This is a genomic window from Bacteroidota bacterium (assembly GCA_016713765.1).
GTDB classification, from domain to species: Bacteria; Bacteroidota; Bacteroidia; order AKYH767-A; family 2013-40CM-41-45; genus Pollutiaquabacter; species Pollutiaquabacter aromativorans.
Map to the genome: position 1 here is coordinate 1,207,865 of JADJON010000001.1, position 14,759 is coordinate 1,222,623.

The 14,759-nt window shown below is 53.8% G+C and carries 16 protein-coding genes and 1 tRNA gene; 9 read left to right on the forward strand and 8 right to left on the reverse strand.

All coding sequences use genetic code 11. The features are described 5' to 3' along the window. Positions 1-21 precede the first annotated feature (21 nt). From IPJ96_04700 to IPJ96_04710, 3 genes are read left to right on the forward strand one after another with little or no spacing between them, the layout of a single operon-like run. Complete coding sequence (locus tag IPJ96_04700; protein ID MBK7909648.1) at positions 22-426, forward strand: biopolymer transporter ExbD; 405 nt, start codon at positions 22-24, stop codon at positions 424-426. Next, complete coding sequence (locus IPJ96_04705) at positions 427-1,272, forward strand: TonB family protein (GenBank protein MBK7909649.1); 846 nt, start codon at positions 427-429, stop codon at positions 1,270-1,272. Between the two features lie 43 nt (positions 1,273-1,315). After that, positions 1,316-2,617, forward strand: coding sequence for a bifunctional folylpolyglutamate synthase/dihydrofolate synthase (locus tag IPJ96_04710; protein MBK7909650.1), 1,302 nt, complete (start codon positions 1,316-1,318; stop codon positions 2,615-2,617). A gap of 172 nt (positions 2,618-2,789) precedes the next feature. Here the strand turns inward: IPJ96_04710 and IPJ96_04715 are convergent, their stop codons facing one another. Beyond that, a complete protein-coding gene (locus IPJ96_04715) occupies positions 2,790-2,999 on the reverse strand; it encodes a GIY-YIG nuclease family protein (protein MBK7909651.1) in 210 nt (69 codons plus the stop codon). A 48-nt stretch (positions 3,000-3,047) separates the two neighbouring features. Further along, a tRNA-Val gene (locus IPJ96_04720) sits at positions 3,048-3,122 on the reverse strand. Positions 3,123-3,279: 157 nt separating this feature from the next. Here IPJ96_04720 and IPJ96_04725 point away from each other — a divergent pair. Further along, positions 3,280-4,467 (forward strand): MFS transporter, encoded by a 1,188-nt coding sequence (locus IPJ96_04725; protein MBK7909652.1) that lies wholly within the window; start codon positions 3,280-3,282, stop codon positions 4,465-4,467. Between the two features lie 238 nt (positions 4,468-4,705). After that, entirely contained in the window at positions 4,706-5,053 is a 348-nt protein-coding gene (locus IPJ96_04730) for a hypothetical protein (protein MBK7909653.1), read from the forward strand. Here IPJ96_04730 and IPJ96_04735 read toward each other — a convergent pair. Continuing rightward, on the reverse strand, positions 5,050-5,670 hold the full coding sequence (locus tag IPJ96_04735; protein ID MBK7909654.1) for a chromophore lyase CpcT/CpeT: 621 nt from the start codon (positions 5,668-5,670) through the stop codon (positions 5,050-5,052). The two genes, IPJ96_04730 and IPJ96_04735, sit on opposite strands and share 4 nt — an antisense overlap. A 14-nt stretch (positions 5,671-5,684) precedes the next feature. Next, positions 5,685-6,509: a T9SS type A sorting domain-containing protein gene (locus tag IPJ96_04740; protein ID MBK7909655.1), complete on the reverse strand. Its 825-nt coding sequence runs from the start codon at positions 6,507-6,509 to the stop codon at positions 5,685-5,687. Between the two features lie 156 nt (positions 6,510-6,665). Here IPJ96_04740 and IPJ96_04745 point away from each other — a divergent pair, with 156 nt between their 5' ends. After that, on the forward strand, positions 6,666-8,132 hold the full coding sequence (locus tag IPJ96_04745; protein MBK7909656.1) for a hypothetical protein: 1,467 nt from the start codon (positions 6,666-6,668) through the stop codon (positions 8,130-8,132). A gap of 7 nt (positions 8,133-8,139) precedes the next feature. On the opposite strand, the gene IPJ96_04750 is transcribed toward IPJ96_04745, so the two are convergent. Next, the gene (locus IPJ96_04750) at positions 8,140-9,138 is read right to left on the reverse strand and encodes a glucosaminidase domain-containing protein (protein MBK7909657.1); all 999 of its coding nucleotides are present in this window, start codon (positions 9,136-9,138) and stop codon (positions 8,140-8,142) included. A gap of 43 nt (positions 9,139-9,181) precedes the next feature. After that, positions 9,182-10,114, reverse strand: coding sequence for a pyridoxal-phosphate dependent enzyme (locus IPJ96_04755; protein ID MBK7909658.1), 933 nt, complete (start codon positions 10,112-10,114; stop codon positions 9,182-9,184). Positions 10,115-10,218: 104 nt separating this feature from the next. Between IPJ96_04755 and IPJ96_04760 the strand changes: the two genes are divergently transcribed. The 3 genes from IPJ96_04760 to IPJ96_04770 all read left to right on the forward strand — a co-directional run bounded on the left by IPJ96_04760 (position 10,219) and on the right by IPJ96_04770 (position 12,605). Further along, positions 10,219-10,389 carry a hypothetical protein gene (locus IPJ96_04760; protein MBK7909659.1) on the forward strand — a complete coding sequence of 57 codons (171 nt, stop codon included), beginning with the start codon at positions 10,219-10,221 and terminating at the stop codon, positions 10,387-10,389. Positions 10,390-10,399: 10 nt separating this feature from the next. After that, on the forward strand, positions 10,400-12,082 hold the full coding sequence (gene hutU, locus IPJ96_04765) for a urocanate hydratase (protein ID MBK7909660.1): 1,683 nt from the start codon (positions 10,400-10,402) through the stop codon (positions 12,080-12,082). A gap of 106 nt (positions 12,083-12,188) precedes the next feature. Beyond that, on the forward strand, positions 12,189-12,605 hold the full coding sequence (locus IPJ96_04770) for a hypothetical protein (GenBank protein ID MBK7909661.1): 417 nt from the start codon (positions 12,189-12,191) through the stop codon (positions 12,603-12,605). Between the two features lie 32 nt (positions 12,606-12,637). Here the strand turns inward: IPJ96_04770 and IPJ96_04775 are convergent, their stop codons facing one another. Both IPJ96_04775 and IPJ96_04780 read right to left on the reverse strand, forming a co-directional pair. Further along, positions 12,638-13,297, reverse strand: a complete 660-nt coding sequence (locus tag IPJ96_04775; protein MBK7909662.1) for a phosphatidylserine decarboxylase family protein — start codon at positions 13,295-13,297, stop codon at positions 12,638-12,640. 65 nt (positions 13,298-13,362) lie between these two features. Further along, the gene (locus tag IPJ96_04780; GenBank protein ID MBK7909663.1) at positions 13,363-14,652 is read right to left on the reverse strand and encodes a Glu/Leu/Phe/Val dehydrogenase; all 1,290 of its coding nucleotides are present in this window, start codon (positions 14,650-14,652) and stop codon (positions 13,363-13,365) included. Positions 14,653-14,759: the final 107 nt, after the last annotated feature.

Sequence of the window (14,759 nt, forward strand, 5' to 3'; positions counted from 1 at the left end):
GGATCTCCGACAACCACTACCATGAACTTCCGCAGAAGAAACCGACTCGTCGGCGAAGTGTACACCGCTTCGTTGAACGATATCATGTTCTTTCTCCTGCTCTTCTTCCTGATCACCTCTACGCTGGCAACGCCGAACGTACTGAAGCTCCTGCTTCCGTCGGCCAAGAGCAGCAGCCAGAGCGTCAAGCACCCCTTGACCATTTCGGTGACAGCGGATCTGCAGTATGCCATCAACAATACGCCGGTTCCGGCGGATCAGCTGGAAGCGGCGATCGAACAGGCCATCAAAGGCCAGCCCGACCCGACCGCGCTGCTGAAAGTCGACAAGACCGTCCAGGTTCAGAATCTGGTCGACCTGCTCGATATCGGCAACCGGAAAAAAGTGAAAATGGTGCTTGCCACCCAAACCTCCAAGCAGCAGTAAATGGCTACGGAAGCCGGCATTCGTTCGCGCTCCATCCTCATTTCCGTACTCGTACACGGGTTGTTGTTTCTCATCCTGTTGTTTACGGTCATGTCGACACCCATTCCTCCTTTTCCTGAAACAGGAGGCGGAGGCGGAGTGATCGTGAACATTGGCTACGTGGACGAAGCGAGTGGAGAAGTGCAACCCATGTCGCCGAATACCACGGAGGATCCCAATCTGTCGGCTTCGGTTCCTGTCCCTTCGCCGGACGAACAGTTCGCGACGCAGGAGATCGAAGAGTCGCCAATTGCCAAAGAGAAACCCGACCCGGCCAAGACCAGTCCCAAGACACCCCGCGAGACGACGCCGAAGACCCAGCCGGTGAAAACGGAACCGGTTCGCGTGGTGGACAGCCGTGCTTTGTATAAAGGTCCGAAGACCGGTACCGGCAACCAGGGTACCGGTCAGGGCACCGGTGATCAGGGCGACCCAACGGGTGATCCGAATTCGAAGTACTACGGCAAGGGCAGTGGTACCGGTGGAGGAGAAGGCGGTGGCGACGGAAAAGGTACCGGCGGTGGTAAGGGCGATGGATTCTCCTTCGACCTCGCAGGCCGTCGCATGACGCGGAAGCCGCAGGTCAACGATCGCTCGCAGGAGACCGGCAAGGTGGTCGTCGAAATTACCGTTGATAAGAATGGACATGTAACCAGCGCCATCCCCGGCGGTCGTGGTTCTACGACCACCAGCTCGTATCTGTATCGCCTGGCGAAAGAGGCCGCCATGAAAGCCGAATTCAGTCCCAGTCCCGACGGAGCCGATATCCAGAAGGGGACCATGACCTTCATCTTCCTCGTACAATAACCCGCTTCGGGTAGGGGAATCCTTCTTTTCTTTGTTGCCGGCTATGACCTATCCCGAGGTCCTCGACTACCTGTATTCCTGTCTCCCGATGTTTCATCGGGTTGGCGCGGTGGCCTACAAGGCTAACCTGGACAACACACACCACCTGATGGAATTGCTGGACCATCCCGAGCAGGGATTCCGTTCAGTGCACGTGGCAGGAACGAACGGTAAGGGCTCCAGTTCGCATATGCTGGCAGCGGTTCTGCAGGCCGCCGGTTACAAGACCGGTCTGTATACATCGCCGCACTTACTCGACTTTCGTGAGCGCATCCGTGTCAACGGTGGCATGGTTCCGGAGGAGGTGGTGACCGGATTCGTTCAAGCTCACCGCGCCGCTTTCGATCGCATCCAGCCTTCTTTCTTTGAATGGACGGTAGCCCTGGCGTTCGATTATTTCAGGAACGAACAGGTCGACATCGCCATCATCGAGACCGGCTTAGGCGGTCGGTTGGACTCTACCAATGTGATTACTCCGGAAGTGGCACTCATCACCAACATCGGTTGGGACCACATGAATTTGCTGGGTGACACCCTGGAGAAGATCGCGGCGGAAAAGGCCGGTATCATTAAACCGGGAGTGCCGGTGATCATCAGCGAAGGTCAGCTTGAAACCATCCATGTCCTTACATCCGCGGCTCAGCGCGCCGGTTCAAACAGCTGCGTTGCGGATCAGGAGTACAAGGTTGAAGCGATTGGAGGAGATGGGCGCGACCTGAACGTGTCGGTCGAGCGTGAAGGTGCGGTGCAGTTGCATTATACAATCGGATTGCCGGGTCGGTACCAGACCAAGAATGTAGCGGGTGTTTTAGCGACGATCTATCGATTGCGCGAAATGGGCTGGAAGATACCGGAGGCTGCAGTCGCGCGCGGATTACGGGATGTCAGGAGTCTGACCGGTTTGATGGGACGCTGGCAGTTGCTGAAAGAACAACCGAAGGTGATCGCGGATGTAGGTCACAACCTTGATGGCATTCGGGAGATCCTCCTACAATTGGAGCATGAAAATCATACGGACTTACACTGGGTGATCGGTGTGGTTGAAGACAAAGACCTTTCGGGCATTCTACCCTTGTTGCCTGCCGCAGCCACTTACTACTGTTGCAAACCGGACTTGCCCAGAGGACGTGATGCGGCATCCCTGTGCCAGGCACTACGCGAACACGGACTTCGCGCAGAAGCCTATCCAAGCGTAGCCCTGGCCTTAGCCTCCGCCATGCGATCGGCGAACGAGCGGGATCTCATACTCATCGCCGGCAGCACCTTTGTAGTAGCGGAGGCGATGAAGGCAAGTCAAATAAGCTGATGGTTTAGCCAGAGAGGCTAGCTGGTGCCCAAACAGCCGATAAAAAAAAGGGTGGGTTTCCGTTTTGTGGGAGCAACAGGGTTCGAATCCCGGTAAACCGGGACAGGCTCTGTGACCCTCCCGGCTGTTAGCCGGGATGCTCTGCCCCTGCTGAAATCAATCGCTCGAGTAACTAGCGATCTTTCGATCGCTTCAGTTCCATTTCCCGTTTCCTGGCTTCGTTGTATGTTCCATAAAGCTCCTTGTATGCGATAACCCAATCTTTGAACCGGGATGTATAACCTCTGTGATTCGTGAGGTGTTTGCGCAACCGCTGCTCAACAGGATAGGCCGTGCTCCCGATATAGAACCGATCAGCTTTTTTGCTGTATAGTATATACAACTACCCCATAAATGCAGAAACCCACCGCAAGGGTGGGTTTCCGTTTTGTGGGAGCAACAGGGTTCGAACCTGTGACCCTCTGCTTGTAAGGCAGATGCTCTGAACCAGCTGAGCTATGCTCCCAATGATCTCTTTTTCAACAGTTTAGCACAATCAAAGTCGGCGGATTTTGTTGAAAAAGGAGTGCAAATATAGCTGTTTCGATCATTTCCTAAAAACTTGGACGTATTTTTTCGCTTCAAACGAAGTTCAGCGTTCCAACCCGGATTATAAGCATACGATGTCCAGATTGATATCCAGAAACGTTCTGCTGCTTTCTCTGATAAGCCTGTGTACGGACCTCGCCAGTGAGCTTTTGTATCCTGTCATGCCCGGATACCTGCGTTCGATTGGTTTTTCCATGGCGTTGATCGGATTGCTGGAAGGCATTGCGGAGGCGATAGCAGGTTTGAGTAAAGGTTATTTCGGACATCTGAGCGATGTGAAGGGGCGCAGGCTGCCATTTGTCCAATGGGGTTATGCTTTGAGTGCCATTTCCAAACCTCTGTTTGCGATTACTGTTCGTCCGGTTGGCGTCTTCTTTGCCCGGACCATCGATCGCGTCGGCAAAGGGATACGAACCGGTGCCCGCGACGCATTGCTGTCGGCTGACGCTTCGGTTGCAACAAAGGCTCGTGTGTTCGGATTCCATCGAGCAATGGACACGATCGGTGCGGTACTTGGTCCGCTGGTTGCCTTGCTCTATTTGAGTTATCACCCGGGCGCATATAGACACTTGTTTCTACTTGCGTTTCTGCCTGGTTTTGGGGCTATCGTACTTACCATGTTTCTGCGTGAAAGAAGAGCCCAGAATCAGGCAAAAACGGTTTCGCCGGTTCGGTTCCTTGATTTTACTCGCTATTGGCGAATTGCGGATCCGGCATATCGTAAACTCGTCGCAGCGCTGCTGGTCTTTGCACTCGTCAACAGTTCGGATATTTTTCTTTTGTTGCGGATGCGCGAATCGGGAATGAGCGATCCGGCAGTGATCGGCGCTTATTGCTTCTATAATCTCATTTACGCGCTGGCAGCTTATCCGCTTGGAATGGTCGCTGATCGTTTCGGTTTTCGAAATGTGCTGGTGATGGGTTTGTTTTTGTTTGCAGGAGTGTATGCAGGCTTCGCTGTGAGTTCTTCGATTGAGATTTACATGATTCTTCTCGCCTTCTATGGAATCTATGCCGCGGCAACCGAAAGTATTGCCAAAGCGTGGATAACGACTGTGTGCGAAAAAAAGGACACAGCAACAGCGGTTGGTACATTTACCGCTTTCCAAAGTATCGCGACGCTGTTATCCAGCACGCTGACCGGTATACTCTGGACCGTCTTTGGACCCTTTGTGGCCTTCGGAACCTCCGCCATGGTTACAATTCTTGTCGCCTGTTACATGCTAAGCATGAAATCGCAAAGTATTTCCAAATCCCATTAATATTTATTCCGTCTGTTCATTTCTGTATAAAAACCTGAAGTGAGGTTTTCAGCCTCACTATTCACTCCTGCCTACGCTAATGCTTCGGCAGGTAAAATTCACTATTCACTGTTCACTATTCACTAACCTCCTCTTCACCCACCACCGCAAAATGATCCATCCCTGACAATCCCTAACACTTCCGTGAAACTTGTCGGTGCCCGATGTATTTCCTTCGGCCTTCATAATGCTTCCGGCCATGCAACCCCCACCCGTGGACGAGCGTTCTGCCTCGCTCAAGCGCCTTTACTTCGTCTTGTGGACGATGGGCGAATCATTTCCTGCGCAACGCACCTTTCAATCGGTCGATCTGAGCAGGCACGAATTGTATTTGCAAAAAGCCTTCCGCGAAGGTTCCCTGGTCATGGCAGCCTCCTTTGAAAATGGAAGCGGCATCGTGTCCCTCATGGAGGCCGAATCGGAGCAGGACATCCAGCAGTTCGTACGAAAATGCCCGGACGTATTGGACCGGGTTTTACAGGCGCGGGTCAAACCCTGCCGTCCACTATTTTGGAAGGACTATAGTACAAGCGGGAAAGCGCGTTAGCGACCCTTCAACTTGACGAATTCGTAACCGCCTTTCTCCGCGCCCCAGACCTGCTCGTCTTTTTCGTTATAACCACGGTCCCAGGAAAGCAAACGTTCCGGGGTGATCGTTACTTCCGAGGTAGCATAGGCAGCGCCCTTTCGGTCGCTCGGACATTGCTTACCCACCGTGCTTCCGGCGAACTGTCCGTCGGCTTGCTTTCGCAGTATTACGGAGCATCCTTTCTTCTCGGTCAGACTGTCAATTGGAAGTTTCTCCAGCAGTTCCGGATGGTGGGTGAAACGCAAGGGTTCCTGCAGGGTGTATATGACGCTCTCGAAAACACCGGGTTCGATTTCGTGGATGCGGTAAACCCGTTGGCGGTAGGGTTTATCAAGGTAATCGGCAACGGCCTGCTCCACGTAAAACCAATGACCATCCGATCGTTCTTTCCAGATAGGAGCCATCAGCAAACGGATGTCGAAATAGTTGGCAGTGTCGCGTAAGTGCTGCGCCTCACTGCTGTAAGATCCGGCCATCCAGTCGGTCAGACGGGTAAGGTCGGGCGATTGCGCTTCCGCTTGGATCAGCAGGAAGATTTGAAATACGAGAAGGCTTATACCAGATTTACGCATCATGGAACAGGAAGTAGTCAGGGTATGACGAGCAGTTGATTTCCGAGCAGACGATTTTCATCGCTTACCACGACAAGATAAGTTCCGGAAGCCAGGGCGGCCGCGTTGATGCTTCTGGTTTCGCTTTTCTCCAGAGTCGATTGCAGGATCTTTCTGCCTTGAAGATCATATAAGTCGAACTGCGCGGTGGATGGTCCATCCAATAGGGAAGCCATGATGCATTGACCGGCTGATGCATAGGTTGCCTGGAATACTGGCCGATCGGCGATGAGGTTAGAGGTCCCGGCAGGAAACCCGCAGAGTATTAGTGTGTCGCATAAGGTGCATCCACATACATCCGTAACGCATAGGCTATAAGTGATATTCCCGCACATGTTATTTATGGTGGGAAGAGTAACCATGCCAGGATTCCAAAGATAAGTAACGGGGAGCGAGCACGAAGTGCTGACGGTTCCAAGTCCGCTGCCGTCGCAGCATGTTGCGCAACTGGCCGGGGTGGTCGTCACCAGGAACCGTAAGGGCTGTGGAACGAAATATACCGTGTTGACCCAATCGCCTACGGAGTCCTCGACGTATAGACTGATCTGGGATTGTGCGCAAACGCCCGTAGTGAAACTGTCTATTGAGCCGGTCGACCAACTATAAGTGAAGGGTGGTACACCGCCTTGCACGAAGCAGGAGAATTGTCCGATACAAAGCGAATCGCAATCGGGAACATCAAGTATGAACTGGACTGACAAACCTCCATTCGATGCTGCGATTTCGCTTTCTTTTTCGAAGGGAAGCTTCCGGTCTTGAGTTGTTTGAGTGGCAAAAGCCGAGAACGCCAACAGGAAAAACATTGTTGTCAAAAGTGAATGTTGTCGCATGTTCTTGAAATTTGATAAAGATCGAAGGGTTGATGCCGAGTCCACGGAATCCTTCTTAAAAGTAGTAATTTTGGAATCCGAAATGGATAGTGCTTTATGCTGGGAATTTTTTCACGTACACTGATTTTATTGACCTTGATTGGTGCTTTTCCCGGCTTTGGCAGGGAGATAAAGTGGTCGCCAACGCTTCCAGAAAACCCGAAATTCCCCTACCTCAAGATCATCGGAGGCGATGACGAAGGGTTTTTCGTATTGCGCAGCAACATCAGCCTTGATACCGACCGCGATCGGGCAGGACTGCGCAGTCGGAAGTATTTCCTTCAGTACTTTTCCATGGAAATGGCGCTGCGATGGGAAGGCGAACTCAACGCCCAATCGGATGATACCCGATTCGCAGATATCAAGGTGGTCAATGGCCGCGTCCTGGTGGTTTCCTATGGGCAGGATAAGTCCACCCGACAGTTTCGCTTCTATGCCCAGTATCTTGGCACGGGTGCAGCCTACATCGGCACCCCAGTCCTGATCGATACCGTCGCGGTAAGCAGGCTCGATGAAGACAACAAGCCGGGTATTCTGCTGAATCGTGACGAATCACAGTTCGTTTTCACCTACCGAAAAGTCCCATCGGATGGTTCGAGACAATCGTTCGAAGCGGTGTTGCTCGATACTGCATTGTCGTTGCTCTACCGGAAAGAGATCCCGGTCGATACCGAACAGCCCCGGTTTTCACCGCTTCGTTATGTGCTCACCGAACGGGGGAACTTCTACATTCTTGGCATCGAGTTCCTGACAGACAAGAAAGTCAAAGCGCCAGGAGAGAGCTATTACCGCCTCTTGGGTTATCAGCATTCCGGTGATCGCCTGGTCAATCAGGAGATCAAAGTGCAGGATCGTTTTCTGACGGATGTTTCGCTGGCGGCCGATAACCGCAATAACCGAATTGTCGTCGCAGGTTTTTACTCGGATAAAACCAACTACACGACGTCCGGTGTTTTCTATTACGGCCTGGAAGAGGATGCGCTCGCGACCACGCGGGTTTTGACGGCTCCCTTCAGCCAGGAGTTCGTGCGTAAAACGTCCGGCGATCGCCGTGACCGGGGCAGTGGGGAGTTGGTCAACTACTCGATCGACCGGATCATCCTGCGTAACGACGGGGGCGCGGTGATCGTCGCGGAGTCCTTTTACCAGACCACTCGTACGTATTGGGATTTCTACATGCAGGCCAGTGTGACGCATTACTATTACCATTTCGGCAACATCCTGCTGATCTCCATGGATCCCGCCGGCAGTATCTCCTGGAGCAACGTGGTTCAAAAGGACCAGAATTCGATCGACGATAGTGGCTACTATTCGTCCTACTGTTCCGTCGTTTCCAATGGAATGCAGTATTCCCTCTTCAATAAATACATCGACGACGATTCGTCCGTGCTGTTATCGATCGTTGACGGAAAAGGCGCGCAACGGACGGAAACGCTTTTCAATGAAGTGGAGCGCGTCGCCATCATCCCGCGATCCGGTAAACAGGTCGACGAGGAAACGCTGCTGCTGCCCGCTTACCGGCAGAATAAACTGTACTTCGTAAGGATCACGTTCTGAACGGAACTTATTCCGCTACCTGAAGTCGTGTGCCCGGTGCAAGGCTGGCCGATTCTTCCAGCTCGTTGTACTTGCAAAGAAAACGGGTCTTCATACCAAGTTCCTGGGAAACGGAATGGACGGTATCACCGGGTTTTACAACGTAGAAACGAGTATCCGCGTCGCGTTTTTTCGGTTTGATGTAAATGATCTGTCCTTCGAATAACGGGGTGTTCTCGGGCAGTTCGTTGTATTTAGGCAATTGCCAATATCCGTAGCTCAATTCACGGGAAAGTGACTCGAACGTATCGCCCTTGCGCGCACGAATGAACTCCACCCCGTTGTTCCGTTCGATGCGGCGGTTGGAGAACATGTCCACCGGCTCAACACTGGGGACAAACACCCGTTGCTCACGTACCGTGTTTTCAACGGGTGGGAGGGGACGTGCCTCCACCGGAACGATGGTGTTGGTGCTGGCGATCGGCCGGTTTTCCGGATTCTCTGCAAGATCGTAGACGTGCAGGTTGTGCTCTTCAATGATCTTGATGAGTCGGTTCGCGTAGGTCGGATCAGTTGCGTAGCCGGCCTTCTTCAGACCGTGCGCCCAACCTTTGTAATCGGTACGATTGAGTTCGAATAAAAAGGAATAGCGCGGACGGGTCTTCAAGAAATTCGAATGGTCGTCGAAGGATTCAAAGACCGAGTTGTATTTCCGAAAACATTCATTCGGCTTGTCGTCGTCCTGGTAATAGCCCGGGCCGTCCCAGTTGGAACACTTAATGCCAAAGTGGTTATTCGCCACTTTTGCCAGCGGACTGTTGCCGTCACTTGATTCGAGGCAGGCCTGGGCAAGTGTAATGCTGGCCGGAACGCCCGAACGATACATTTCCCGGATCGCATCGTCCTTGTACAGGCTGATATACTCGGTCCGGGTCAGTTTTACCGCGTCACTGGCACCCGCCGAAAAGGCGGACAGCACCGACAGGGCGGCGGGTAAAATTCGGCGGAAGCATTTCACGAAAGACATAACGGAATCCAGGGCTATTTTCTTATCCCTTTGAACGGCAATTTTACGAATTGGATACAGCCAATTTGCTACTTGTGCAGATTTCGAATGCTGCATCGCACGGATACAAGCCACCCGTGTGGATGATCAGCACCTTACTGCCTTTAGGGAAGTAGTTTTCGTTGATCATCCGGATAACCGCAAAAAATGCTTTTCCGGTATAGACGGGTTCGATGGGGATGCCTGTATCAACCCCGAATTGGGTACAAAATTCGAGCAGCTCCGCATTTTTTTTGGCATATCCGCCAAAGACGAAATCGTCGAGGAGGATATAGCGCTCGTCCTTTACCCCGAACGTGCGAAGCCGTTCACGGATATTCTTCAGATCATGCACCACCGCGATCCCGATGGCCTGTTGATGCGGTAGCAAGGATGCCGTGAGTCCGGCAAGCGTCGTTCCGGTTCCACAGGCCACTACAACATGGGTGAAGGTCGAAGAGATCGCCGGATCCAGGATCCGTTTACTTCCCTGGAAGCCGGCTTCATTCGAGCCACCTTCAGGAACTACCTGGAAATCCGATGGCGAACAGTCCAGTTCCCGTGCGGCAGCCTGGCAGTAGAAAGTCTGCGATGCTTCGTCTTCTTTGCGCCGATATTGTTCGCGCTCGGAGAAGACCAATCGCATGCCCGCCGAACGAAGAAAGTCGAGTCGCGGATTCCGGTTCTCTTCGCCCCGGACGATCCCAACAACGGGAATTCCTGCGCGGCGGCAGAGTTCCGCAGTAGCAACCAGATGGTTCGACCAGGCCCCGCCGAATGTAAGCAGGGCCTTTTTTCCTGAACGGCGAAAGGCCATCAGGTTTTCGCGGAGTTTGTAAACTTTGTTTCCGCCCAACCAGGGGTCCGACAGATCGTCGCGCTGAACAAATAGCCCGATTTCCTTGTTCGGAAGCGATACAGTCTGGATGATCCGCTGTTCGGGTAAGGCTAACGGCATAATAATCAGCATATTCCGACATTGGAGAAGGCTGTCGGATTGCTTAAATTTGCTAAAATTTACCGTTCATTTCCCGACGGCGTGATCCGAAGATTTGCGGACCCATGAAGTTCACAGACAAGTTCGATCCTGAAGACTATTACCTCTCTCCGGAAGGCTACGTCGTCTTTACCGAAAAATACCACCTCAAGCGGGGTTACTGTTGTCAAAGCGGTTGCCGCCATTGTCCGTGGAGGAAGAAGGACGACACCAAGAAGCGAAAATACCCATCCTGACACTGCAGCTATGTCAAAGACCCTAGGCACCGAAAAGCTCGACCTGACGAAAACAAAAACGCCGCACGGCACCCTCCTCAGTTGTAAAGGCTGGATCCAGGAAGCCGCACTTCGGATGTTGTTGAACAACCTTGATCCGGAAGTGGCCGAACGGCCCGAAGACCTGGTCGTGTACGGCGGCCGTGGAAAGGCGGCGCGGAATGTGGAGAGCTTCGAGCTGATCGTAAAAGCGTTGAAGGACTTGCGCGACGATGAAACGCTGCTAGTCCAAAGCGGAAAGCCGGTCGGTATTCTTCCGACGCATCGTGACGCGCCGCGGGTCCTGATCAGTAATTCACAGTTGGTTCCTAAGTGGGCTACCTGGGACGTCTTTGACGAACTGGAGAAAAAAGGACTCATCATGTACGGTCAGATGACCGCCGGGTCCTGGATCTACATCGGCTCACAGGGAATCGTGCAGGGAACGTATGAGACCTTCAACGCGGTTGCCGAAAAACACTTCGGCGGGTCCCTCAAGGGCCGACTCTGTGTTACCGCGGGCCTTGGCGGAATGGGCGGTGCGCAACCCTTGGCCATCACCATGGCGGAAGGCGTCTGCCTTGCCGCTGAAGTGGAGGAGTGGCGTGCACAGAAGCGCGTGGAAACCCGCTACCTCGATATCATCGAGCACGACCTCGACAAAGCCATCGACCTTGCCCTGGAGTTCAAAGCCAAGGGGGAGAATAAGTCGATCGGCGTCATTTGTACCGCGGTTCATATGCTGCAACGTCTGAAGCAGCGTGGTATCGTACCGGACGTATTGACCGATCAGACATCCGCACACGATCCCCTGGTAGGATATCTGCCCGAAGGGCTGACGATCGCCGAGGCCAATGTGATGCGTGAATCGAGCCCGAAGCAATACATCGACCTGGCTTACGACGCCATGGCCGAGCACGTGCGCCTGATGCTGGATTTGCAACAGCAAGGCGCCATCACGTTTGATTACGGTAATAACCTGCGCGCACGCGCACAGGAGCGCGGCGTTCAGAACGCGTTTGATTTCCCCGGTTTCGTTCCGGCTTACATCCGTCCGCTCTTCTGCGAAGGCAAAGGACCGTTCCGGTGGGCAGCCCTGTCGGGTGATCCTCAGGATATCGCAGAGACCGACAAAGTGATTCTCGAACTTTTTCCGGAGAACACTTCCCTCCATCGCTGGATCCGGATGGCGCAGGAGCGTATCGCCTTCCAGGGATTGCCGGCGCGTATCTGCTGGCTCGGCATGGGTGAGCGAGCGAAGGCCGGGCTTGCCTTCAATGAACTGGTAAGAACGGGCAAAGTCAAAGGGCCCATCGTGATCGGCCGTGACCACCTCGATACGGGTTCAGTGGCATCTCCCAACCGGGAAACCGAAGCCATGCTGGATGGGTCCGACGCGATCGCTGACTGGCCACTCCTGAACGCCTTGATCAACACGGCAGGTGGTGCGAGTTGGGTTTCGCTCCACCACGGCGGCGGAGTCGGTATGGGATATTCCATCCACGCCGGTATGGTCATCGTCGCTGACGGAACGGAAGAAGCAAAGCGGCGCCTCGAGCGCGTCTTGCACAACGATCCGGCAATGGGCGTCATCCGCCATGCGGACGCGGGTTACGATATTGCGCTCGATACCGCCCGGAAGTTCCGGCTCGACCTGGGAAGCCGACTCAAATAAACGACGGTATGCAACGGATACGGGCGTGGGTTCTTCACCTTCGCCCGTTCTTTTTTCCGGCATAGTGCTTGCTTTATCGCGGCTGTTCCCTGCTTATCTTCATCCCATGAAACGCATCCTGCTTCCCGGACTGCTTTGTTGCCTGATCGTATTCGGACTCAGTTCGTGTGAAAAGACCGATGACGGAGACATTTCCGGTAACGACCGGGAAAAATTCCTGGGCGACTGGCTGGGACAATCAACCGGTTCGGTGCAGGGTTCAATCAACTTCAACATGACCATTACCGCCTCGAACAGCGCGCCGGATCAGGTCTTGTTCGAGAATTTTGATGGCTACGGCAGTGGCACCTTCATTCCTGCAACGGTCAGCGGATCGGATTTTTCGTTCATCCGCACCATCATCTCCGGTGATACCATAGAAGGCAGCGGTCGGTATAATTCAAACAACACGCTGAGTTTCTCCTTCACGGTAGGTGACGGACAAACGGTCGATACGCGCAGCGGAACAGCGCGAAGGCCTTAAAAAGATATTTCGTAAAATGATCGAAGGGCCGATCAGGCAAGTTCCGCGATGACGGTTTCGCCGCCGCGCGTTTTCTGATCCAGCTGCACCTTGATCTTCGCGTCGAGCGGTAGGAAAAGGTCGACGCGGGAACCGAACTTGATGAAGCCCATCTCTTCTCCTTGTTTTACCATCCAACCATCCTGCGGGTAACAAACGATGCGTCGGGCCAAAGCGCCGGCGATCTGACGCAGCAGTACCTGCGTCTTGGCTCCGTTTTCGATGACGACCGTGGTGCGCTCGTTCTCGGTGGACGACTTCGGATGCCAGGCTACCAGGTATAAACCGGGATGGTAGCGGCTGTACACGACCTTGCCGCTCATCGGGTAGCGGTTCACGTGTACGTTGACAGGTGACATGAAGATCGAGACCTGGATGCGGCGATCTTTCAGGAATTCGTCTTCCTGGGTTTCTTCAATGACCACTACTTTGCCGTCTGCAGGGGCGATGATTTGTTTCTCGTTCCGGGTGATCTTGCGTTGCGGGTGACGGAAGAACTGGAGGACCAGGAGGAACAGAACGATCGACACGACGAACAACAACTGGCGCAACAGGTGGATTTCCGAGAGGAAAAATCCGGCCAGCAGGTTGAGGGCGAGGAGGACGACGATCGTGAGCGAGATCGTAGCGTAGCCTTCTTTGTGGATCCGCATAGGCAGAGGCGAGTTATGCAAAAGAAGAAAGGCGTCGGGGGTGACGCCTTTCCGGTGAGGTTAGATCAATAATGGCCGCGCGACTGAACCGCCTTGGCGACTTTCTCCAGCGCGAAGATATAGGCGGCGATGCGCATCGAAACTTTGTACTTTTTACCTACAGCCCAGACGTTCTCGAATGCGCGTGACATGGAACGGTCGGCGCGCTTGTTGATTTCGTCTTCCGCATAGTAGTAGCCGAACCGGTTCTGCGTCCATTCCATGTAGGAAACGGTCACGCCTCCACCATTGGCCAGAATATCGGGCACGACGATGATGCCCTTTTCCTGCAGGATCTTATCGGCCCCGGCCGTAGTGGGTCCGTTGGCGCCTTCCACGATCAACTGGGCTTTCACATCCGCTGCATTGGCTTGTCGGATCTGATTTTCCAGTGCACAGGGTGCGAGCACATCCACATCCAGCGCGAGCAGTTCTTCGTTGGAGATCAACTTCCCACCCGTGAATCCTTTCAGTACTCCGTTGTTGGCGTTGCGGTATTTGATCGCGTCGCCGATGGAAATGCCCTTCGAATTGGAGAAGGCTCCGGTATGATCGCTGATGGCGACAATGCGCAGGCCGGCGTCTTCCATGTACTTGGCGGAAATGCTCCCGACATTGCCGAATCCCTGCACGGCGGCAGTGGCTTTTCGCGGGTCGAGTCGCATCTGGCGCATGGCTTCGAGCGCCGCGGTGTTTACTCCGCGTCCGGTCGCTTCAACACGACCTTCGGAACCTCCGAGGTGAAGCGGCTTGCCGGTCACGACACCCGGTTGGAAAGAACCTTGCATACGGGAGAATTCATCAACGATCCAGGCCATCTCGCGCGGTCCTGTCGCGACATCGGGAGCAGGGATGTCTTTGTCGACGCCGAAAACGTCCACCATCGCGCGGGTGTAGGCACGTGTCAATCGCTCGAGTTCTCCGAGCGAAAGTTTGGAAGCGTCAACCGTGATACCGCCTTTCGCACCGCCATACGGGATATCGGCGATGGCGCATTTCCACGTCATCCAGGCAGCAAGCGCTTTTACTTCGTCCTGATTGACTTCCAGTGCATAGCGAATGCCGCCTTTCGACGGTCCGCGACTGGTGTTGTGGATGATGCGGTAACCTTCGAACACCTGCACTTTTCCGTTGTCCATCGCAACCGGAAGGCTGACGACATACTGACGTTGCGGGGTTTTCAGGATATTGTACGTCTCTTCATCGAGACCGATGATCTTCGCGGCTACATCGAACCGTTGGATCATGGATTCATAAGGATTGGTAGTCTCCTTGGGTTGCGCTTGTTTCTGCGCTGCTTTTTCTGCCACAGCCATGCTGCTTTCCTATTGGGGCGACAAAAGTAGGTATTCCGGGGGATTGGGGGAATTTATTCGGGTAAACCGCCCCGTTCATTCCGCGAAATTGGCCTAAAACAGGGTGT